This is a genomic window from Rossellomorea pakistanensis (assembly GCF_016908495.1).
GTDB classification, from domain to species: Bacteria; Bacillota; Bacilli; order Bacillales; family Bacillaceae_B; genus Rossellomorea; species Rossellomorea pakistanensis.
In genome coordinates, this window is the sequence record NZ_JAFBDZ010000002.1 from 716,941 (window position 1) to 737,596 (window position 20,656).

Consider the following 20,656-nt stretch of genomic DNA (forward strand, 5'->3'; position numbering starts at 1 on the left):
CAAGTACGCTGCCGCGTTAAACCAGTCGAGAACCGTCCCCAACTACATTCCCGCGTTCATCCATTAAATGAATTAATTTCCTTGTCCTAAAGAAAAGGCAATGGAGTAGTATGTAATATAAACAAAATTTTCTAATAACATCCCAACTCTTCAAAAAATTAGATACACAAACTGTGCTCAATAGGAATTTAAATTGTAAGCGTTTCCGCATATAGTTTTATTAAGGAGGGGCCACTCACATGTTGGAAAGTAGAAGTATTAAAACGTTTACCCATCTGATGGCTAGTCAGCCCAAACAATATGAGCTATTTCTTGAAACCTATGGCTTAACGGAAAGACAGTTTTTCTATGATCTAGAAAAAATTAATGAATGGTTAAAAAATCGAAGCCTTCCTATTATCCAAACCAAGGGAAGCACTATCACCATTCCCATCAAAGCCTATCGCTATTGGCAGAGCTATCAAAAAGAAATGGTTTCAAAAGAGATTCACTTGAATGAGCAAGACCGGATCCTATTCTTATATCTTTATACATTTATTCGCCTAGAGCCGCTTTCTAATGCCCACTTTCGCTCATTACTTCAAATCAGTAAAAACACCGTTAGTGCGGATGTGAAAAAGGCAAATGAGCTAGGCAAAAGTTTTAGGGTCGGAATAAAGTACACAAGGGAAAATGGCTACCATCTAAGAGGCTCCGAAGAAGATAAAAGAAATTTAGCTCTCAAATGCATTTCAGTATTATCTCTTAACCCACTTGCCAAAGAAATGCTTACATCTATTTTTAAACAAAGTGGCAATAAAGATGATTACTTGAGCTATGAAAGAGTTTTAATGGAGGTGAAAAAGCATTATACACTCGACTTTATTGAAGAAAGAATGTTTGAATTCATTTCCCTTCTTCAAATGGTACACATTCGTCAGCAGCAAAACAAATGGGTGCAAATGTACCCTGATACGAAAGAGTTTCTAGAAAACCATGAAATGTTTAAAGTAGCGGAAACCATACAATCAACCCTTTCACACTCAACAAGAACAGAAGAGTTAACGTTCTTGGCAATCCAGCTACTCGGCATTTCTCAGGGTCAGATAGAGCTACAATCACAAGATGTAATAACCACAGTGTTAAAGAAAGCGCTAGACGATTTTGAAAAATACATCTGTGTAGAAATCATAGACAAGTCAAAAGCCCTAGAATCCTTGTACAGTCATTTTAAACCTGCATACTTTAGAATGCTTTATAAAATTCCGATTACCAACCATTTGCTTGCAGATATCAAGCAAGAACATCCTTATCTCTATACATTTGTACAAAAGGTGATGAACCCCATCCAAGATATGCTGAATATTAAAATACCTGAGGATGAACTCGGCTACTTAACGATTCACTTTGGAGCTCTTCTCGAACAAAATCAAACAAGATCAATGAAAACAAAAGCTATTATTGTCTGTCCAAATGGAGTTAGTTCCAGCCTTATGCTTGAGACACAGCTGAAGAGTTTATTCCCACAATTTCAATGGAAACCATCCCTTTCCAAGCTCGAATTTCAGCAGCAGCCAACAGAATCGTATGATCTCATTTTTTCGACTGTTCCTATTCAATCGGTCAAGCCGCTCTTTATCGTAAAACCATTTATGAACGAAGTCGATAAACGGTTACTTCATCAACATGTCTCAGAAAAAATCTTTCATTATGAATCACCGTATCTGACACCAGAACAGCTCATGAGAATGATTGAACAATACGCGGATGTTAAAGAGCCGGATAAATTGAGAAAATCACTTTCCCATATGGTATACGGCAATGTGAATACAGATTATAGGAGGAAGCAACCCGTGCTGAATGAACTTTTAACAGAAGAAATGGTCAACGTCCATTCCGGTATAACGGATTGGAAGGCTGCCATAGCTCTTGCAGCAGAACCTTTAATACAGAATAACCACATTAGTCCCTCTTATATCGACGCGATGATTTCCAATATAGAAACTCTTGGGCCTTACGTTATCGTTGGGCCGGAAATTGCTATTCCTCATTCACGACCAGAAAACGGGGTTCACCATGTTGGCATGAGCCTGTTAAAGCTAGATCAGCCCGTTCACGTACTAGACAGCCCAGAGCATCCGGTAAAGATTTTTATATGTTTAGCGGCAACTGATAACTCAACACACTTAAAAGCACTATCTCAATTAACGAAATTGCTTAGCAAACCAGAGACATTAACAAGGCTTAAAGCTGCTCAATCAAAGGATGAAATCATGAACTTAATCAATGAATACTCTGCATCTTAAGGAGGGTGAAAATATGAAAATAGTAGCTGTATGCGGTTCAGGTTTAGGAAGTAGTTTTATGTTGGAGATGAATATTCAAGAGGTTCTTAGAGAGTTAGGTGTCACAGGAATTGAGGTAGAGCACTCAGATTTAAGCTCGGCCACACCGGACATGGCGGACCTATTTGTGATGGCCAAAGATATTGCAGAAGGCGCAAGTTACTTAGGGGAAAAAATTGTGTTGGATAGTATTATCGATCAAGAAGAGCTAAAGAGAAAACTAGAAGAAAGAATGAAAGATCTAGGGAAACTATGAAAACTATGAAAACTTAGGGGGTACTATGATGGGGCAAGATTTTCTAAAGTTAATGATGGATATTTTAAGTCAGCCTGCTGTACTCATTGCGCTTATTTCATTTGTAGGATTAATGATTCAGAAAAAGCCAGCAAGTGATGTCATAAAAGGAACAACTAAATCATTTCTCGGCTTCATTGTCATTGCCGCTGGTGCTGGAATCCTTGTAAGCTCACTTGAACCATTCGGGCTAATGTTTCAAGAAGCATTTAATGTGAACGGTGTTGTTCCGAATAATGAAGCGATTGTCGCCATGGCACTTTCAGAATACGGATCTGCCACTGCACTTATTATGTTCTTTGGAATGCTGGCCAATATCTTGATTGCTAGATTCACAAACTTCAAGTACATCTTCTTAACAGGTCATCACACGCTTTATATGGCTTGTATGATTGCGGTTATCTTAGTTGTCGCGGGAATGGAAAGTTTTATGCTTGTCTTCGTCGGATCACTCGCTTTAGGCTTCACAATGGCTATCTTTCCAGCGTTAGCTCAACCCTTCATGAGAAAAATCATTGGAAATGATTCCGTCGGGTTTGGTCATTTTAGTACATTAGGATATGCCCTGTCAGGAGCAGTAGGAACTGTTGTTGGAAAAAATTCCCGTTCCACAGAGAAGATTAATTTCCCAAAAGGATTAGGGTTTCTTCGTGATAGTTCGGTCAGTATCGCTTTAACGATGACGATTCTTTATGTCATTGTAGCCCTATTTGCAGGGTCATCCTATATCGAGAGTGAGCTTAGTGGAGGAACACAATATCTAGTCTTCTCCGTCATTCAAGCCGTAACCTTTGCTGCGGGAGTATTCATAATCCTAGCAGGTGTACGCTTAGTACTGGCAGAAATTGTTCCTGCCTTTAAAGGAATTTCATCCAAGCTTGTTCCGAATGCGAAACCAGCCCTGGATTGTCCTATCGTCTTCCCTTATGCCCCTAATGCCGTGTTAATTGGATTCTTTTGTAGCTTCTTGGGCGGACTGGTGGGGATGGCCTTTTTAGGAGCAATCGGAGCTGTCATTATATTACCAGGAGTCGTTCCACACTTTTTCACTGGAGCTACAGCCGGGGTGTTTGGAAATGCTACAGGAGGAATTCGCGGGGCGACAATTGGTTCCTTCTTAAATGGATTACTCATTACTTTCCTGCCAGTCTTTCTCATGCCGGTATTAGGAGACCTTGGCTTTGCCAATACAACGTTCTCTGATGCAGACTTCGGTGCGGCCGGAATTGTTCTAGGCAATGCTGCCAAATACTTTGGAGCTATTGGACTTAGCATCATGGTCATAGGCATTGTAGCTCTCTCCGTTATCTGGTCACTCATTCGTAAAAATAAAAGCAAAGACCAATCGATTTCTGCCTAAAGGAGGCTAAAAATGAATCCCAATGAACTTGAACAATTTCGAGATCAGATTCGATTATGGACATTGAAAGCATTAAATCATCTTGGTTTTGGTCATTATGGAGGGAGTCTATCCATCGTCGAAGCGTTGGCCGTTTTATATGGTAAGGTAATGCGCTCAGAAGCTAATGATCGCTTTATTTTATCAAAAGGCCATGGCGGACCTGCCCTTTACGCAACACTAGCCATAAAGGGATACTTTAACCATGAACTCCTCTATACGTTAAATCAAAATGGAACAAAGCTGCCATCCCATCCGGATCGTAACTTAACACCAGGTGTGGAAATGACAACGGGTTCACTTGGGCAAGGAATATCGGTTGCAACGGGTGCAGCCCTTTCTAATAGGCTGAAAAATGTTGATGCTTGTACGTATACCATTGTTGGAGACGGGGAGCTTAACGAGGGACAATGCTGGGAGGCAATCCAATTTGCCGCTCATCATAAACTTCATAATTTATTTGTATTAGTAGACGATAACAAAAAGCAATTAGACGGATTAACGAAAGACATTTGTGATCCTCTAGATTTTGTTGAAAAATTTCATGCGTTTGGCTTTCACGCGAAAAGAGTTGATGGAAGCAGCTTAAAACAAATCGAAAATGCCATCGAAAATGGAAAAGAACAGCATGATAAACCAGTGGCGATCATATTAGACACAATCAAGGGCCAAGGCGTATCCTATCTGGAAGAAAAAGCTGACAATCATCATATAAGACCCACAGAGGAAGACAAAAAAGCGATAAAAGAAGCGATTGAAGAACTTGAAGCGAAATGGCCGAAAGAGGAGGTGAACGTATGACAACATCTCTAACAACACTAGAATTAGATCAAAAAGAAATGAGGCAAGTCTATAGTGAGACCATCCTAGAATTGGCGCAATCCGATCCGAAGGTGGTTGCCTTAGAAGCTGATTTGATGAGTGCCATTACAACAAACAAGATTCAACGATTGATCCCCAATCAGCTCATTAATTGTGGCATCATGGAAGCGAATATGATGGGGGTAGCAGCAGGGCTAGCGTTGAATGGACATATCCCGTTTATCCATACGTTTGCCCAATTTGCTACCCGCCGAGCTTTTGATCAACTTTTCGTATCTGGAGCCTATGCCAAACTCAATCTGAAAATATTAGGGTCCGATGCAGGGGTAACGGCTGAATTTAATGGCGGAACCCATATGGCCTTTGAGGACTTAGGGCTTATGAGATTAATTCCAAAGGCAATTGTCTATGAAGCTAGTGATTCCACCATGCTCAAAGCCCTGCTACAACAAGTGCACAAAGAATATGGAATACACTATATAAGGACGATACGTAAAAATGCGGTGAAACTATATGAGGATAACGAATCCTTCCCAAAAGGGAAAGGAAAGCTTTTAAGAGAAGGAAATGACGTCTCGATCATCGCTTCAGGCATTATGGTGGCAGAAGCTCTTCAAGCAGCAGTGGAGCTCGAAAAGGAAGGAATCGAAGCGAATATTATCGATATGTACTCCATTAAACCCATCGATCGAGACCTGATTGAAAAAACAGCAAGGAAAACCGGATGCGTCGTAACCGCCGAAAATCACAATGTCATTGGCGGATTGGGAAGTGCAGTAGCAGAAGTACTAAGTGAAACTTATCCTGTTCCACTAAGAAGGATCGGAATCCACGAGCAATTTGGGCAAGTCGGGAAAGTGGATTATTTGAAAGAATACTATGAACTCACTGTGAAGGATATTGTAAGGGCGTGTAAGGAAGTATGTTTAACTAAAAAACGCAAGTAACAAAGAAAAAGCGGGTCGTGCCAGGCACGACCCGCTTTTTGTCGGAATTTGTAAGGTGTCGTAAACCTAGTAAATATTAAACTGTATCAACAAGCACAAAAGGGACGATTTGTACTGGTACGATCAAAGATTAGATTTAAAATTAACTCATGTCTAAATAATCAAAGAAAATCCGGGTCGTGCCAGGCACCACCCGATATCTATCGGAATTTGTCGATTCTGCTATTGTCCTAGGTAGGAAGATTGAAATTATAGTAAAGGTGGCATATCATTGAATTAGTGAAATAATTTGGAATTATACTAGTTAGAAGGGGATGGACAATTACATGAAAAAAGTATGGTTTCTTCTTGCAAGCATGATCGTCATTCTCGCACTTTCTGCTTGCCAAGAAAAGCCGCAGCCGGATGATCGACTACAGGCATATACCGATTTATGGAACAAGCAGAAATTCGAGAAAATGTATGATAGCTACTTAACATCTTCAACAACGGACACATTCAAAAAAGAAGACTTCGTGAAGAGATACAAAGACCTTTACAAAGACTTAGAGGTTGATAACTTAAAAGTTACCTATAAAAAGCCTCAAGAAGACCAAGATTTCAAAGACAAAGAAGAAGTAAAACTCCCGATTACGATTGAAATGAAAACGCTAGCGGGAGAAATTAACTATGAAAAAGAAGTAACCTTAACAAAAGAAAAAAGAGATGACAAAGAAGATTGGTATATCCAATGGGATACGACTTTTATCCTTCCGAACCTGGAAGAAGGAGACAAAGTTCGAATTGGATCCATACCAGCAAAACGAGGGGAAATCTTCGACCGCAATGGTGAACCGCTAGCCGTCAATGGCCAAGCCTACGAAATTGGAGTGGTTCCCCAGGATTTTAACGAAAAAGATCTAGACAAGCTAAGCAAGTTATTAGAAACAACACCAGAATACATCCAAGAACAAATGGGGCAATCATGGGTGAAGCCATCCCATCTCGTTCCATTAAAAAAATACCCGCTAACACAAAAAGAAAAAGTGGAAGAGATTGTGAAAATAGGTGGAGTCCTTTCCCCAAAAACAGAAGCAAGGGAATACCCTTATGCAGAAGCTACCGCCCATCTTATTGGCCATCTTGGAAATATGACAGCTGAAAAATACGAAAAACTAAAAGATAAAGGTTACTCAAAAGAAGATAGAGTAGGGATCAGAGGGCTAGAGCAACTCTTTGAAGAAAAATTAAGAGGCCAAAGCGGCAAGAGTATATACATTGAAAAAGAAGATGGCGAAACCGAGACCATTACGGAAATACCCGTAAAAGACGGAGAGAACATGACACTTACGATTGATGCCGAAATGCAAAAAACGCTTTATCAACAAATGAAAACGGAGGCTGGAACGGCTACAGCCATTCATCCTAAGACAGGAGAAGTATTGAGTTTACTCAGCACACCTTCCTACGATCCAAATGAATTTGTTCTTGGCATTTCCTCTTCTCGTTATAAAGCACTAGAAGAAAATCCGAAAAAGCCATTACTCAATCGATTTTCATTAGCCTACTCACCAGGCTCTACGATGAAAGGAATCACATCGACTGTCGCTTTGAATAATGGATTAGATCCTAATAAAACCTTCTCGATTCCAGACAAACAATGGCAAAAAGACAGTTCATGGGGAGATTACAAAGTCACAAGAGTATTCACGAATGACTCATCCGTTGACCTTGAGAGTGCCCTTAAGTTCTCAGACAACATCTACTTTGCCCAAATCGGCTTAGAAACCGGTGACAAAAACTTTGTGGAAGGCCTTAAGAAATTTGGGTTTGGTGAGGAAATTCCATTCACATACCCGATTACCGCTTCTCAGGTTTCTAATAATGGAAAAATAAGTTCAGAAATCCAACTAGCCGATTCTGCTTTTGGACAGGGGGAAATTCTCATGAGTGTTCTTCACCTAGCCAACTCATACTGCGGAATTATCAACGATGGAACGATGATGAAGCCCATTCTATTAGACAGTGAAAAAAGTGCAGAATGGAAAACAGAACTCCTTTCAAAAGAGCATGCAGAATTGTTAAAAACAAACTTTAGAAAAGTGGTTACAGAAGGGATCGCCGGGAAAGCAGCAGTGAAAGGAAAAGCCATCGCAGGAAAAACGGGAACAGCCGAGATAAAATCAGAACAAGGCACAACCGGTACTGAGAACGGATCCTTTGTATCCTATGACCAAAACAATCCGAATATGGTTCTAGCCATTCTTCTAGAAGATGTGGCGGAGCGTGGAGGGAGTACGCATACAGTTGAGGTGACGAAGAGGTTTTATGAGAGTTGGAAATAACAGAAATGGAAAAGAGATTGGCCTGATAGGTCAATCTCTTTTTACTTAACCTATAAAGTATCGAATCAAACAGACATTTTCGATACTTTATCACTTTAGATGACTGAGGGACGGTTCTCGATCGCAGTAAAGCGTACAGAATGTTTTATGTAACCAAGCACTCAAAATACCTTCCCAAAATATTATCTACTCCCATGCTGGATATCCGTGATCAGTAATGGTTTGATTCCCTCTAATATGGCTGAAATATTCTTTTTCACCATTATTGTCTTTATAGAAATTTATCTCGTAAGTATATCGATCCCAAATGGAGGTATCTGGAATAGTCTGTTGGATATCTTTGTTTGCCTGTTTTGTCATACTGAGTAGGAATTGATGACTGATTTCCTCAAGTTGGGCCTTAGTAGTTCCATCTTTTATGGAAATCTCAAAAATCAAATCATGATTTTGACTAACAATAGATGCATCAAGGAAAACATTATTTTTAACGAGAGCCTCTTTTGTAGAAGTAAACCATTTAGTTTGAAAACGGTATGAAAATTCATCTAAGTATTTTACATCATTAGGACCAGGAAGTGAATGGCCTTCTTGATGAAATAATGAAACTTTTGTAATAACTGCATCTCCGTCAACAGCAACAATTTTTTCGCTATTATCTTCAAATTTTACTTCGTGTAAACCTTTGGTGCTGAAATGAATTGCGTTATCTCCTACTTGATATCCAACTTATTAAGCCACCCATGAAGTCTGGATAAAAATAAGGTTTTCCAAAACTATTTATAACCTGTTTAATTGTCGTTTGATCAGTATTCAATGCATCGATTTTAGAGACTGGATAAAGCCTATCGTAGTCCGTACTAATATGGTAATCCCCATATTTTGCTCCCCATCCTCCTTCTGAAAATACCCCTACCTCATCTGGTTTACCATACTTTTTCTCTATTTCGTCATACATAATCCCCAACCTAAAATCTGTATTATAAATTTCCCCCCCTTTAGCAGCTTGAAAGAAAGCTTCTTTCTTATTTAATATAGAACTTAAACTAAAGGAATAATCTCCAGACGGTGTATTCGGTTCTATGGGTGTTTCTACTTCTTCCATTTCATTTTCGTCAACATTTACTGACGATTCATTGGAGGATTTTTCTTTTTCTTTTTCATTTTCACTTTCTGTTTCTTCATTTATTTTTGCATTGTCTTTTGTAAATAGAGATAAAAACCTCCTGTGTAATATCTTGCGCAGTACTCCAGTCTTTCATATAGGTATAGGCATATTTTGTAATCTGCCATTCAAACTGATCAATTAGTGCCTCAAATGTGACATCTTTAGATGGGTGGTTATTTATTAATTCTTCATTCTTTATTTTGTCTTCCACCTATTTCCCCCTCTTCCTCAACTTCCCGTGTTATAGACGAAGCAAAAGCTACTTTTGTCTCAAAATCAAAAATTGTATTGATTTAAACCTAGAGGAATCTTTTTAAATAGCATAGTATTAATAATAAAATTCATTGGGAAGCAGTGGCTTATATTATGTATAGTGAGAAATGTGTAGTAGAAAATAAAGAAATAGAATAAAAAATGAAAAAGCAGTTGACCTTTCGAGATCAAGCTGCTTTTTGAATTAAAATTTATTTTATTTCCATATGCTCTTTTAAAGTCGCTTGTATGGAGCTTAATTCCTCATCAGGAATTACATAATAATAAATCCCATTAATTTTTGTCCCCGAACCATTTTCAATCTGAATCTGCTCAATGTCTTTTGAAGCAGCTTTATAGTGCTTTTGAATATCTACCATTTCTTCAAAAGTAAGATTTGTTTTAACATTATTACCAAGTGCCTTAAAGATGTTATCGAAATTCCATAGACTAGATAGGCTTGCCCCTTCTTGGATGACCCCCTGTATTACTTCTCTTTGCCTCAATTGACGTCCGAAATCACCACGAGGATCTTCTTTTCTCATACGGGAAAAAGCAAGAGCTTCGTTTCCGGATAATGTTAGCTCTCCTTCTGGAAAGTTATAACCTTGATAAGAAAAATTAAGGTCATTATTAACTGTTACACCACCAACGGCATTAACAATGTCTTCGAATCCATCCATGTTAATTTGAACGTAATAGTCAATAGGTATATTCAATAGGTTTTCAACCGTATCCATCGACATGCCTATACCTCCAAATGCATAGGCATGATTAATCTTATCTTTAGATCCTTTACCGACGATCTCTGTTAGAGTGTCACGTGGAATACTAAGCATTCTTACAGACTTGTGTTCTGGATTTACTGTCAATACGATCATACTATCTGATCGACCTGTATCATTCTCTCTCTCATCAACCCCTAAGAGTAGTACGGAGAATGGGTCTTTATTTTTAAATTTAATATCATTTTCTCTTTTATTAGATTTTTCTCGGTCAATTGGAGAGTGCATTGTTTCAACGGCATTGTTTAGTGATTTGTATATAGTGAATCCGTAAACAGCTCCGCCGATTATAAATAATCCTAAAAACATAAGTAGGATTTTTAACCATGTTTTTTTCTTTGTTTTATGTTTGTCTGCTCTCATTTTATTATCCTCTCATTATAATAGATCTATTTACTAGAATACCAAATTATTCGAATTAACCATACTAAAATCCTATAATTAAGCAAAAAATTCTTAACTTTTACATAAAGGAATTAAATCGACATAGGTCTATAGTTTCGTTGAAGAATTTTGAACCTTTATTAGTGTAGAAATTAAATCTATCATTTATTAATAAAAGTGTCATTCTTTTAATCTCTTTTTAATCAGGAATTAATAGTGATGAAAAAACCCTATTTTTTCAATTATAAAAGGCTTTATAAATCAAAATTGACGTTTACTTTCAAGTTTTTTTATTATACCTTAATATAGGAACATAGATAGAAATAGTATAAAAAGTGGAAAATTCGAAAAGTAAACCATCACTATACTGGAGTTGATAGTTTGTTTAAATTTGATGAGAAAGTATTTAAGGGAGACCTTCCTATAAATTATGTGTTTGAGTCGGGTAATGTAAACCAAGATCATTTAATTGTAGTGTTTTCGGGGTTTAATATCCCAAAAACAAAAGCAAAAGAAAATATGAAACATACTTATAACTATATAAGAACCTTAAGGAATATCGATTGTAATAAACTGTTTATTTTAGATAATTATGGTCCGAGGGGCTCTTATTATATAGGGAATAAAGAAACCATTGGGTTAGAAAAATCTATTAACGAACTAATAGAATATATTTTACAAGAAAATGGAATTGCACGTGAAAATGTTATTACTGCAGGATCATCTAAAGGTGGAAGTGCAGCTCTTTATTATGGATTGAAATATAATTATGGACATATAGTTGCAGGCGCACCTCAGACGAGAATAGCCGATTATATCAAAGCATTTGCTGAAGAAACATTTGAATATATGGTTGGGAAAAGCCCAACTGAGAAAGAAATTGAATCACTAAATCAATTATTATTTAGACAACTTCATTCGGGCGTTGGTAATGATTTAAGAATTCTAACTTCTGAAAACGATATTCAGTATAAAAAGCATATTGTTCCACTTATAGAACAACTTAATGAACATGAAATAGAATTTAATTTAAAAATCGATAATAATATACAAAGTCATGGTCAAATTGCGGAACATTTTCCTAGTTACCTTATAACAAATATTTTGGATATTATTGATGGTATTAAAATAAAGGAATTAAAAACAATTCAAGTTGACTCAACAAAATGGAGAATCGGAATTGAGTATGAGAATTCTCTCCCGTCGAACTATAGACAAAAATTAATTGTAAAAGATCAAAACGTTAATGTTTCAGAAAGTGAAATTAAAGATGTATATGAATTTGATTTAAGGTCATTAGATTTTAATGGAACGGCAATATTAGATGTTATGTTTGTATTAGAGAGAAACCAAGATGGTATTTTAAATCTACCTTTAACAAAACAATTTGTTTCTAATGGATCAATCCTGAAAGGAACAGAATTCTCTATAAATAACAATACGATAAATTTCAGTATTGACATAGAAGAATCAACTAATTTAGAGTATGCCTTTTACGTGAGAAGAAATAATAAAGTTATTGATAAAATTATGTATCAGAAATCCAGGGAGCTTAAATATCCAATTAATGAACCTGGTAAATACCAAATTCACTATTTTATTCGTCCAAAAAACGGCGAGAAATATAGTGATCGCTCTAAGGTAATTACTGTTTAGAACTTAAGATGTGAATATTATTTTAGGAGTGTACGAAACTTGAAAAAACCATTAGATCGCATTTCTGAAGCATATCATGATGAATTAGGAACGAAGTTTGGAAAAAAAGTAAGAGACCGAATACATTGGGTAGCTAATCAAGTGAAGGGTCAAAAAGTTTTAGATGTGGGATGCTCACAAGGAATTCTCCCAATCATTTTAGGAAGAGTCGGTAAGGAAGTGCTAGGGATTGACATCTTAGAAGAGTCTATAGCTTTTGCAAATAAAGCACTTGAAAAAGAAGAAAAGTCGACAAAAGACCTAGTTAGCTTTAAACTAATAAACTTTATAACTCACGACTTTGGTGTTAGGAAATATGACACAATTGTATTCGGAGAAGTACTAGAACATGTAACAAATCCAAATGAATTTGTAAAAAAAGCTGATACCATTTTAAATGAAGAAGGGCGTATTATTATTACAGTTCCATTTGGTATCAATGATTATTTTGACCATAAAAGGACTTATTATCTTTCTGGATTATACGATTTAGTAGAAAAATCATTTAATATTGCCGAAATAAAGTTTTTTGGAAAATGGATTGCTATTATTTTGGAAAAACAAGATAACAACCAAACCGATAATCAACTGAATATAGGAATGCTTCAAAGGTTGGAAGAAAGTTTTGAAGGTATTGAAAGAGAATGGATGAATACAAATGAAAAACTGAAGAAGAAAATTTATTTATTAGAAAAAGAAAAGGAAGAGAATCTCCTAAAGATAAAGAGATATGAAGAAGAACAACAAAATGAAATCTTGAAAACACTTAAAGAAAATAACCAACTAATGAGAGACCTAAAGAGTAGATATAATGTGGGCAGTGATCAAGAAAGTACAAATCTTCGCTATAGTAGTGAGGACAACTTATTAGAACTTCAAAAAACAAAACAAGTGTTAATTGATGAGAAAAAAGAGAAAATACAATTTCAAAAAAAACTTATGGATGCTTATAAGAATGAAGAGATGTTATTGAAATCATATAAAAAACTTATAAGCAAGTATGAAGCCCTCAGTCGTTCTAAGCTCGGTCGCCTTACGATTAAATATTGGAATGTAAAGAAGAGAATGCACGGAGGGAAAAAGAGTGAATAATACGCTTATCGATCAGCGATTAGAAACTGTAAAAACAGAAATTCAACAACTTTCAGAACAAATCGCTAATGAAAGAGAATTAATAAATATTTTGAAATCTGGTAAAGAAATAGAAGATTATATTAGAATTTCTAAGCTTCAAAAAACATATACAGTAGAAGAATACCTTAAATATCGAGATGAAATTTCTGACAAAACCTTTTTTGAAAAGGTAAAACCATTACTTGATGAAATCCCGGAAAGCAATGGAAGTAGATACTATCAAAAGTTAGATGTCAATATAGGAATGATAGCCGACGAATTTTTATTTCAAGCCTATAATAATATCGCTAACATAAATTTTATTACAAAGGAAAATTATAAAGATTTTGATGGAAAGCTAGATATTTTTTTAATCGCCTCAGCATGGAAAGGGTTAGATGAGGAATGGAGAGGTCTAGCAAATCCCAAAAACACAAAACTGCGTGATGAACTAAATCGAATGATACAATTTTTCCGTGAACAAGGAACAAAGATAGTTTTTTATTCAAAAGAAGATCCTGTAAATTATGATAGGTTTGTCGATATTGCAAAAAATTGTGATTATATTTTTACTACTGCTTCTGAAAAGTTAGAAGACTATAAAGCAGATTGCCAAAATGAAAATGTATTCTTATTAGAATTTGGGGTAAATCCGCTATATCACAATCCTGTTGGAGTTAGAAAATACAAAAAAAGAGAAGAAGTTCTTTTTGCTGGATCGTGGTATGAGAAGTACAAGCACCGTCAAGAAGAAACAAGAATGATCTTTGATGGTGTATTAGAGTCGGGGAGAGAGTTAAAAATTATTGATCGAAACTTTTCTTTGAATAATTCGAATTACTTCTTTCCTAAAATGTATTTATCATATGTTTCACCATCAGTTACTCATGAGTATTTACAAAAACTTCATAAACTCTTTGATTGGTCAATTAACCTTAATTCAATTAAGTATAGTGATACTATGTTTGCTAATCGTGTTTACGAATTACAGGCAATTGGTAATTTAATCTTGTCTAATTATAGTGTTGGAGTAAACAATAAATTCCCAAATGTCTTTTTAATTAATGAATCTAATGAAGTAAAAGAAATTTTAAACGGATATGATGAGGAAGAAATATTTAGACAGCAATCACATGGAATTCGAAGAGTTATGACAAGTGAAACAACGTTTGATCGCCTAGAATTTTTAATGGAGCGAATTGGTCTTACAAACAAAAAGACAATTAGGAAAGTAGCAGTTGTCGTCAAAGAAATGAATGACGACATTCAAGGTTTTTATAATAGACAAACTTATGCACATAAGGAACTAATAATTGAAAAAGAGTTTACTCAAGAGGTAAAAGATAAATTTGATATTATCGCTTATTTCAGCCCTTCAAGACAGTATGATGAATTTTATTTGCAAGACATGGTTAATGGATTTAAATATACTGATTCAGATTATATAACTAAGGATAGCTACTATGATGGTGAACAATTATGTGAGGGTGTGCAGCACGATTTTGTAGATATCATGAAGGACAGATATCGAACGGTATTTTGGTCAAAATCATTTACATTAGAGGAACTAATTAACCTTGAAGAGGGTACAAGTCTACCTAACGGATATAGTATAGATCCTTTTGAATATAATGTTTCGCAGTCTCAAGTACTAACTAAAGTTAAAGATGATCCTGAATTATCTGTAATTATCCCGATTTATAATAATGGGGAACATTTATTAAACAAATGCTTTAATAGTTTAAAAAGAAGCAGTATTTTTAAGTATATGGAGATTTTACTTGTAGATGACGGTTCTGCAGAACAAAAGACACTCGACTACGTTAAGCGTTTAGATAATCTTTATGAAAATGTAAAAACCTACTATTTTAATGACAATGGAAGTGGAAGTGCTTCAAGAGCAAGGAATAAGGGATTTGAATTATCCACGGCTCCTTTTATCACATACCTAGATCCAGATAATGAAGCAGTAAATGATGGTTATGCAGTATTATTAGATACGATTAAAGGTAGCCAATATGATATGGTAGTGGGAAATATTTCACGATTAGATAATAGAAAGAGTGTAAAATTTAATTACTATAATACTGTAATTGGTTATGCAGGTAATTCAGTTATTAATAACACTAAACAGTTCTTAATAGATTCAAATCTGAAAGCTCAAAGTATACAAGCTGTTGTAGTTAAAAGAGAGATTATAGGAAATAATAATATAAAAATGGTATTGAACGCAGGAGGACAAGATACACTTTTCTTTCACGAATTGCTGTTAAATTCTAATATAGTGAAAGCAATTGATTTAGATATTCATCTCTATTATGCAGCTGTAACTGGTTCAGTAACTAATAGTATCTCGAAAATGTTTTTTAATAAGTATAGAGTTTTAGAAAAGTATCGGATTCCATTCTTAAAAGAGCAAGGATTAATGAAGACATATATGGAAACACGATTTAATTATTATTTTAAACATTGGTATATGAAGAGGCTACCACGATTAAAGGATGGAGAAGAACAAGAGGCGATCGAAATCTTGTATGACATTTACCTTATGTATAAAGATTATTTAGTTGTAAATGATGAGATGATTGAGAGTTTTGCAAAACTTGCAAGTAAAAAGGAATACAAGAAAATAATTAATTTTAGTGAACAAATTTCTTAATGAATATTAACAGGAGGGGATAACTTAAACAGTAGAGTATTTATACTGTCTAGGTTAATCCCCTCTCTTGATATTAAAATTAACATCATCATAATAACAATTAATCCTAAGTTCTTCCTTAATAAAACGAGTTTTTATATAATGTCATACTATATTAGAAAATTCTTTTTAAATTGAGAGGAGTACCGTTATATGGTTTTTAGTAATCTAGTGTTTCTATACATATTTTTACCAGCTGTATTATTTTCTTATTTTATTGCACCGCGATTCTTGAAAAATACAGTACTTCTACTAGCTAGTTTGTTTTTTTATGCTTGGGGAGAACCAACTTATATTTTTTTAATGATTTTTTCAATTATTATGAACTACCTTTTTGGTATTTTTATTTCGAATTCACGAAATATTTCAATTAGGAAATTAATTGTAATATTATCGGTTATTACAAATATAGGAATTCTAGGTTTTTACAAATATGCGAACTTTTTAGTTGGAAACGTAAATTCATTATTAAATACAAATTATAATCTACAAGAAATTCCCTTGCCTATCGGTATTTCCTTTTTTACATTTCAAGCAATGAGTTACGTAATTGATGTATACAGAAAAACGGTCCCTGCTCAAAAAAACTTTTTAGATCTATCTTTGTATATATCTCTGTTTCCACAGCTCGTTGCCGGCCCTATTGTGAGATATAAAACGGTTGCAGAACAAATAAAATCAAGGATTATATCCCTCGAGAAATTTTCCGAAGGAGTAGAAAGGTTTATATTAGGATTATCTAAAAAAGTTCTAATTGCTAATCCTCTTGGTGCAATAGCTGATGAAATTTTTTCACTACCAGCATCTGAATTGACAACTACTACGACTTGGATAGGTATTATTGCATATACTTTACAGATCTATTTTGATTTTTCTGGATATAGTGATATGGCGATTGGATTAGGTAAATTATTTGGCTTTGACTTTGAAGAAAACTTCCGGTATCCATATATTTCAAAAAGTATATCAGAGTTCTGGCGTCGCTGGCATATTTCTTTAGGAAAATGGTTTAGAGATTATGTTTATATTCCGTTAGGTGGTAATAGGGTTAAGATTTGGAAAGTCTACTTTAACCTTTTGATAGTGTGGACTTTGACGGGGTTTTGGCATGGGGCAAGCTGGACATTTATGATTTGGGGTTTTTATTATGGATTCATAATTTGTTTAGAAAAGTTCGGGCTGGAGAAATTATTGCAAAGAGCTTGGCAACCAGTACAGCATCTATATGTATTATTAATCGTCATGATAGGCTGGGTTTTCTTTAGGGCTGATAACTTCGCTTTTTCGAATAATTATATTAAAACAATGTTTGGCTTTGCTGGTGATTTCCATAATACCCAAGCATTATTGTATATCATGGATAATTGGATGGTTTTTTTATTAGGAATAATATTTAGTATGCCGATTTATCCAATTATTCGTAACAAAATAAATGAATTTTCGAATAAAATGAAAGGTTTATTATTTATTAAAGAATTTTCGGAGAGTTTATTTTACTTAATTCTACTGCTGGTTTGTACAATGTACATTGTTAATTCAACTTATAATCCATTCATTTACTTTCGTTTTTAAAGGAGGTCTATTATGAAATTAGGAAAGCTTATTACTAGTCTTGGATTTCTAATTATTATTTTTTCATTAGGTTTTATTACAGTGACAAAAGAAGATAATAAAAAATCAGAGTTTGAAAACAGAGCCCTTGCCCAAAGACCTTCAATCAGTAAGAATGAAATCTTTTCAGGTGAATTTTTCAAAAATTATGAGACCTATTTTACCGATCAATTTTATCAACGTGATAAGTGGGTTAAGACTTTTATATTGTGGCAGTTAAGGTCAAATAAAACGTATGTAAATGGATATCATGTTACGGATGATGGATGGATCTTAGGGAAACCAATGGAAGGTTTAGCAAAGAAAGACTTAAACATTTCTGCGAAAAATATTAAAGAGCTTTCGGACTATCTCAGTCAGAAAGATAGTGAATTATATTTTTCGCCATTTCCTGCTAAGGTCAACGAAACAACTGGTTCCCTACCTTGGTACGTTTCAAAAGGGACTGGAAATGAAAATTATCATTATCTAATGTCAAAATTGGAAGAAAAAAACATAAATTTAATTGATATTTCTGGGAAATGGAATGAAAAATTTAGTGATGAAGAAATTAAGGAATTTTATATGAAAACAGACCATCATTGGAATATGCTTGGTGCATTTAAAGGGTATCAATTGATAATGGAAAATTTGTCAAGTATTTATGAGGGAATACCTACAGATTATAATAAGGAGAATTATAAGTACACTTGTGAGAAAGATAAAAAATTTGTTGGGAGCTGGAATAGGTCCCTCTATAAACTAATTGATACTTCAATTGATGATTTTTGTTACTTTACACCAGTAAACTATAGCTTTCAGGATTTGAAGGTTTATAAAGGAAAAGTAAGCAAAAAAAATATGGTTTCTGATAATAGGGAAATCTATGCTTCGGGTGTAAAAGATGATTTGGAGGAATTCAATTATCACACTGCATATGCAGACAATTACCCTGAACTAAACATTATCAATGAGGAAAGTAAAAATGACCTTAAAGTTCTTATATTAAAAGACTCTTATACAAACCCTCTTATTTTCCATATGGCCCATCATTTTCACCATACGACTATTTATGATTCAAGGTATAATTATGATAGGTCAGTGTATGATTACCTTGAAAAAAATGACTATGATATAGTTCTGATTACCCTTAATACCAATAATATAAGAGGGAAAATGTATAATTTTGAACAACCTGGAAAAAAATAAATCAATTTCATTTTAAAATGTTACAAACCGTTTAAAAATATCTCTAATTACTGAAATTTATACTAACATTATTGAAAAGTCATTGGTTCATGCTATAATTATTAATTGGTATTTGAGAAATATTATTTTTAATAGTTTAGCCTATACAGAAAAAATATAGAAAGCGGGGATTCCCTTGAAAATTTGTACTGTAGGTTTAGGATATATTGGTCTTCCTACGTCTATCATGTTTGCTAAACATGATGTAGAAGTGGTAGGAATTGATGTAAAATCAGAGGTTATCGATTCATTAAATGCAGGTAAAATTCATATAGAGGAACCAGGTTTACAAGAGGCTTTGAATGAAGTTATTAAAAAAGGAACTTTTAAAGCTTCTATGACTCCAGAAAAATCAGATGCATTTATTATATCTGTACCGACGCCTAATAATGATGATGAATATAAATCATGTGATTTAACTTATGTATTATCTGCTGTAAAAAATGTATTACCATATGTTCAAAAAGGTAACGTGATTATTGTTGAATCTACTATAGGGCCACGTAGCATGGATGATCATGTTAAGCCATTAGTAGAAGAAGCTGGATTTACTGTAGGGAAAGATATTTTCTTGGTACATTGTCCTGAGCGTGTACTGCCCGGACAAATAATGCACGAGCTTATCTACAATAACCGAATTGTTGGTGGAATCACACCTGAATGTACAGAAGCTGGTGCTATGGTCTATACGACATTTGTAAAAGGCGAGATCATAAAAACAAATGCTAAAACTGCTGAAATGTCAAAATTGATGGAGAACACTTTCAGGGATGTTAATATTGCTCTTGCAAATGAATTAACAAAGGTTTGTAATGAGTTAGAAATTAATACGCTTGATGTTATTCAAATGGCAAACAAACATCCACGTGTTAACTTGCATACACCGGGTCCTGGTGTAGGTGGACATTGCCTTGCAGTTGATCCCTATTTCATTGTAGCAAGTGCTCCTGAATCAGCAAAAATGATAAACTTAGCTAGACAAATCAATACTTCAATGCCACAGTATGTAGTGGAAAAAGTAAATGCGTTAATGGAGAAGGTTAACGGAAAAACCGTTACTATTTTCGGTTTAACATATAAAGGGAATGTTGATGATATTCGTGAGAGTCCAGCAATGGAGATATATGATATTCTTAAAGCTGATAAAAAATATGAAGTGAGGGCTTATGATCCTCATGTTGAAAAAGATTTTGTAGAAAAAGATTTAGAAAATGCAATTAATCATTCTGATTTAGTGTTAATCTTAACCGATCACAACGAATTTAAAGAATTAGACTTTTCTTCAATGAAGAAAATGGACAACAAACAAATTTTTGATACTAAGAATGTTGTAACCAATCGATCAGATGATTTTGTATATGCAAACTTTGGTAATATTCACAATGTATTAAATAATAAAAAAGAAGTTTACTCTTAAATAAATTTTTAATATGCTAGGGCTGAGTTTTTCAGCCCTTTTTTACATCATAATCCATTTGATGAAAGATGATTATATATTATTGTTACATAACATTAATATATACGATGCGCAGATTATGTAAAAACTGTGCTAATATTAATATGTTTTTTTATGAAGTAGTTGTAGGGTAAACACACATTATGCTAGGGGATTTTT

At 34.5% G+C, this 20,656-nt stretch carries 16 protein-coding genes; 12 read left to right on the forward strand and 4 right to left on the reverse strand.

Features of this window, described 5'->3' with window-relative positions:
* The first annotated feature begins 239 nt into the window (after nucleotides 1–239).
* The 6 genes from JOC86_RS11120 (at nucleotide 240) to JOC86_RS11145 (ending at nucleotide 8,111) form a co-directional block, all read left to right on the forward strand.
* Nucleotides 240–2,285 carry a BglG family transcription antiterminator gene (locus JOC86_RS11120; RefSeq protein ID WP_205172300.1) on the forward strand — a complete coding sequence of 682 codons (2,046 nt, stop codon included), beginning with the start codon at nucleotides 240–242 and terminating at the stop codon, nucleotides 2,283–2,285.
* 13 nt (nucleotides 2,286–2,298) lie between these two features.
* Entirely contained in the window at nucleotides 2,299–2,580 is a 282-nt protein-coding gene (locus tag JOC86_RS11125) for a PTS sugar transporter subunit IIB (RefSeq protein ID WP_205172302.1), read from the forward strand.
* Nucleotides 2,581–2,608: 28 nt separating this feature from the next.
* Entirely contained in the window at nucleotides 2,609–3,979 is a 1,371-nt protein-coding gene (locus tag JOC86_RS11130; protein ID WP_205172305.1) for a PTS ascorbate transporter subunit IIC, read from the forward strand.
* A gap of 12 nt (nucleotides 3,980–3,991) precedes the next feature.
* Nucleotides 3,992–4,819, forward strand: a complete 828-nt coding sequence (locus JOC86_RS11135) for a transketolase (RefSeq protein ID WP_205172308.1) — start codon at nucleotides 3,992–3,994, stop codon at nucleotides 4,817–4,819.
* Nucleotides 4,816–5,787: a transketolase family protein gene (locus JOC86_RS11140; RefSeq protein WP_205172311.1), complete on the forward strand. Its 972-nt coding sequence runs from the start codon at nucleotides 4,816–4,818 to the stop codon at nucleotides 5,785–5,787. Before JOC86_RS11135 ends, JOC86_RS11140 begins: the two co-directional genes overlap by 4 nt.
* A 326-nt stretch (nucleotides 5,788–6,113) precedes the next feature.
* Nucleotides 6,114–8,111: a penicillin-binding transpeptidase domain-containing protein gene (locus tag JOC86_RS11145; protein ID WP_239587526.1), complete on the forward strand. Its 1,998-nt coding sequence runs from the start codon at nucleotides 6,114–6,116 to the stop codon at nucleotides 8,109–8,111.
* Nucleotides 8,112–8,297: 186 nt separating this feature from the next.
* Here JOC86_RS11145 and JOC86_RS11150 read toward each other — a convergent pair whose 3' ends face one another.
* The 4 genes from JOC86_RS11150 to tagU all read right to left on the reverse strand — a co-directional run bounded on the left by JOC86_RS11150 (nucleotide 8,298) and on the right by tagU (nucleotide 10,676).
* Nucleotides 8,298–8,471, reverse strand: a complete 174-nt coding sequence (locus tag JOC86_RS11150) for a hypothetical protein (protein ID WP_205172317.1) — start codon at nucleotides 8,469–8,471, stop codon at nucleotides 8,298–8,300.
* Between the two features lie 343 nt (nucleotides 8,472–8,814).
* Nucleotides 8,815–9,213 (reverse strand): DUF4309 domain-containing protein, encoded by a 399-nt coding sequence (locus tag JOC86_RS11155; protein WP_205172320.1) that lies wholly within the window; start codon nucleotides 9,211–9,213, stop codon nucleotides 8,815–8,817.
* Between the two features lie 76 nt (nucleotides 9,214–9,289).
* Nucleotides 9,290–9,487: a sigma-70 family RNA polymerase sigma factor gene (locus JOC86_RS25160; RefSeq protein ID WP_205172323.1), complete on the reverse strand. Its 198-nt coding sequence runs from the start codon at nucleotides 9,485–9,487 to the stop codon at nucleotides 9,290–9,292.
* Between the two features lie 253 nt (nucleotides 9,488–9,740).
* Nucleotides 9,741–10,676 (reverse strand): polyisoprenyl-teichoic acid--peptidoglycan teichoic acid transferase TagU, encoded by a 936-nt coding sequence (gene tagU / locus JOC86_RS11165; RefSeq protein ID WP_205172339.1) that lies wholly within the window; start codon nucleotides 10,674–10,676, stop codon nucleotides 9,741–9,743.
* A 402-nt stretch (nucleotides 10,677–11,078) separates the two neighbouring features.
* Between tagU and JOC86_RS11170 the strand changes: the two genes are divergently transcribed.
* The 6 genes from JOC86_RS11170 to JOC86_RS11195 all read left to right on the forward strand — a co-directional run bounded on the left by JOC86_RS11170 (nucleotide 11,079) and on the right by JOC86_RS11195 (nucleotide 20,458).
* Nucleotides 11,079–12,353: an accessory Sec system protein Asp2 gene (locus tag JOC86_RS11170; RefSeq protein ID WP_205172342.1), complete on the forward strand. Its 1,275-nt coding sequence runs from the start codon at nucleotides 11,079–11,081 to the stop codon at nucleotides 12,351–12,353.
* Nucleotides 12,354–12,392: 39 nt separating this feature from the next.
* Nucleotides 12,393–13,484 (forward strand): methyltransferase domain-containing protein, encoded by a 1,092-nt coding sequence (locus tag JOC86_RS11175; protein ID WP_205172345.1) that lies wholly within the window; start codon nucleotides 12,393–12,395, stop codon nucleotides 13,482–13,484.
* Nucleotides 13,477–16,164 carry a glycosyltransferase gene (locus tag JOC86_RS25165; protein WP_205172348.1) on the forward strand — a complete coding sequence of 896 codons (2,688 nt, stop codon included), beginning with the start codon at nucleotides 13,477–13,479 and terminating at the stop codon, nucleotides 16,162–16,164. The genes JOC86_RS11175 and JOC86_RS25165 overlap by 8 nt, the downstream gene beginning before the upstream one ends.
* 192 nt (nucleotides 16,165–16,356) lie before the next feature.
* Nucleotides 16,357–17,775, forward strand: coding sequence for an MBOAT family O-acyltransferase (locus JOC86_RS11185; RefSeq protein WP_205172351.1), 1,419 nt, complete (start codon nucleotides 16,357–16,359; stop codon nucleotides 17,773–17,775).
* A 12-nt stretch (nucleotides 17,776–17,787) separates the two neighbouring features.
* The gene (locus tag JOC86_RS11190; RefSeq protein WP_205172354.1) at nucleotides 17,788–19,002 is read left to right on the forward strand and encodes an alginate O-acetyltransferase AlgX-related protein; all 1,215 of its coding nucleotides are present in this window, start codon (nucleotides 17,788–17,790) and stop codon (nucleotides 19,000–19,002) included.
* Nucleotides 19,003–19,177: 175 nt separating this feature from the next.
* Complete coding sequence (locus JOC86_RS11195) at nucleotides 19,178–20,458, forward strand: nucleotide sugar dehydrogenase (RefSeq protein WP_205172367.1); 1,281 nt, start codon at nucleotides 19,178–19,180, stop codon at nucleotides 20,456–20,458.
* The last annotated feature ends 198 nt before the right edge of the window (nucleotides 20,459–20,656 follow it).

Coding starts and splice junctions, on each gene's coding strand:
- JOC86_RS11120 (WP_205172300.1), top strand. CDS start 240: ATGTTGGAAAGTAGAAGTATTAAAACGTTTACCCATCTGATGGCTAGT.
- JOC86_RS11125 (WP_205172302.1), top strand. CDS start 2,299: ATGAAAATAGTAGCTGTATGCGGTTCAGGTTTAGGAAGTAGTTTTATG.
- JOC86_RS11130 (WP_205172305.1), top strand. CDS start 2,609: ATGGGGCAAGATTTTCTAAAGTTAATGATGGATATTTTAAGTCAGCCT.
- JOC86_RS11135 (WP_205172308.1), top strand. CDS start 3,992: ATGAATCCCAATGAACTTGAACAATTTCGAGATCAGATTCGATTATGG.
- JOC86_RS11140 (WP_205172311.1), top strand. CDS start 4,816: ATGACAACATCTCTAACAACACTAGAATTAGATCAAAAAGAAATGAGG.
- JOC86_RS11145 (WP_239587526.1), top strand. CDS start 6,114: ATGAAAAAAGTATGGTTTCTTCTTGCAAGCATGATCGTCATTCTCGCA.
- JOC86_RS11150 (WP_205172317.1), bottom strand. CDS start 8,471: ATGACAAAACAGGCAAACAAAGATATCCAACAGACTATTCCAGATACC.
- JOC86_RS11155 (WP_205172320.1), bottom strand. CDS start 9,213: ATGGAAGAAGTAGAAACACCCATAGAACCGAATACACCGTCTGGAGAT.
- tagU (WP_205172339.1), bottom strand. CDS start 10,676: ATGAGAGCAGACAAACATAAAACAAAGAAAAAAACATGGTTAAAAATC.
- JOC86_RS11185 (WP_205172351.1), top strand. CDS start 16,357: ATGGTTTTTAGTAATCTAGTGTTTCTATACATATTTTTACCAGCTGTA.
- JOC86_RS11190 (WP_205172354.1), top strand. CDS start 17,788: ATGAAATTAGGAAAGCTTATTACTAGTCTTGGATTTCTAATTATTATT.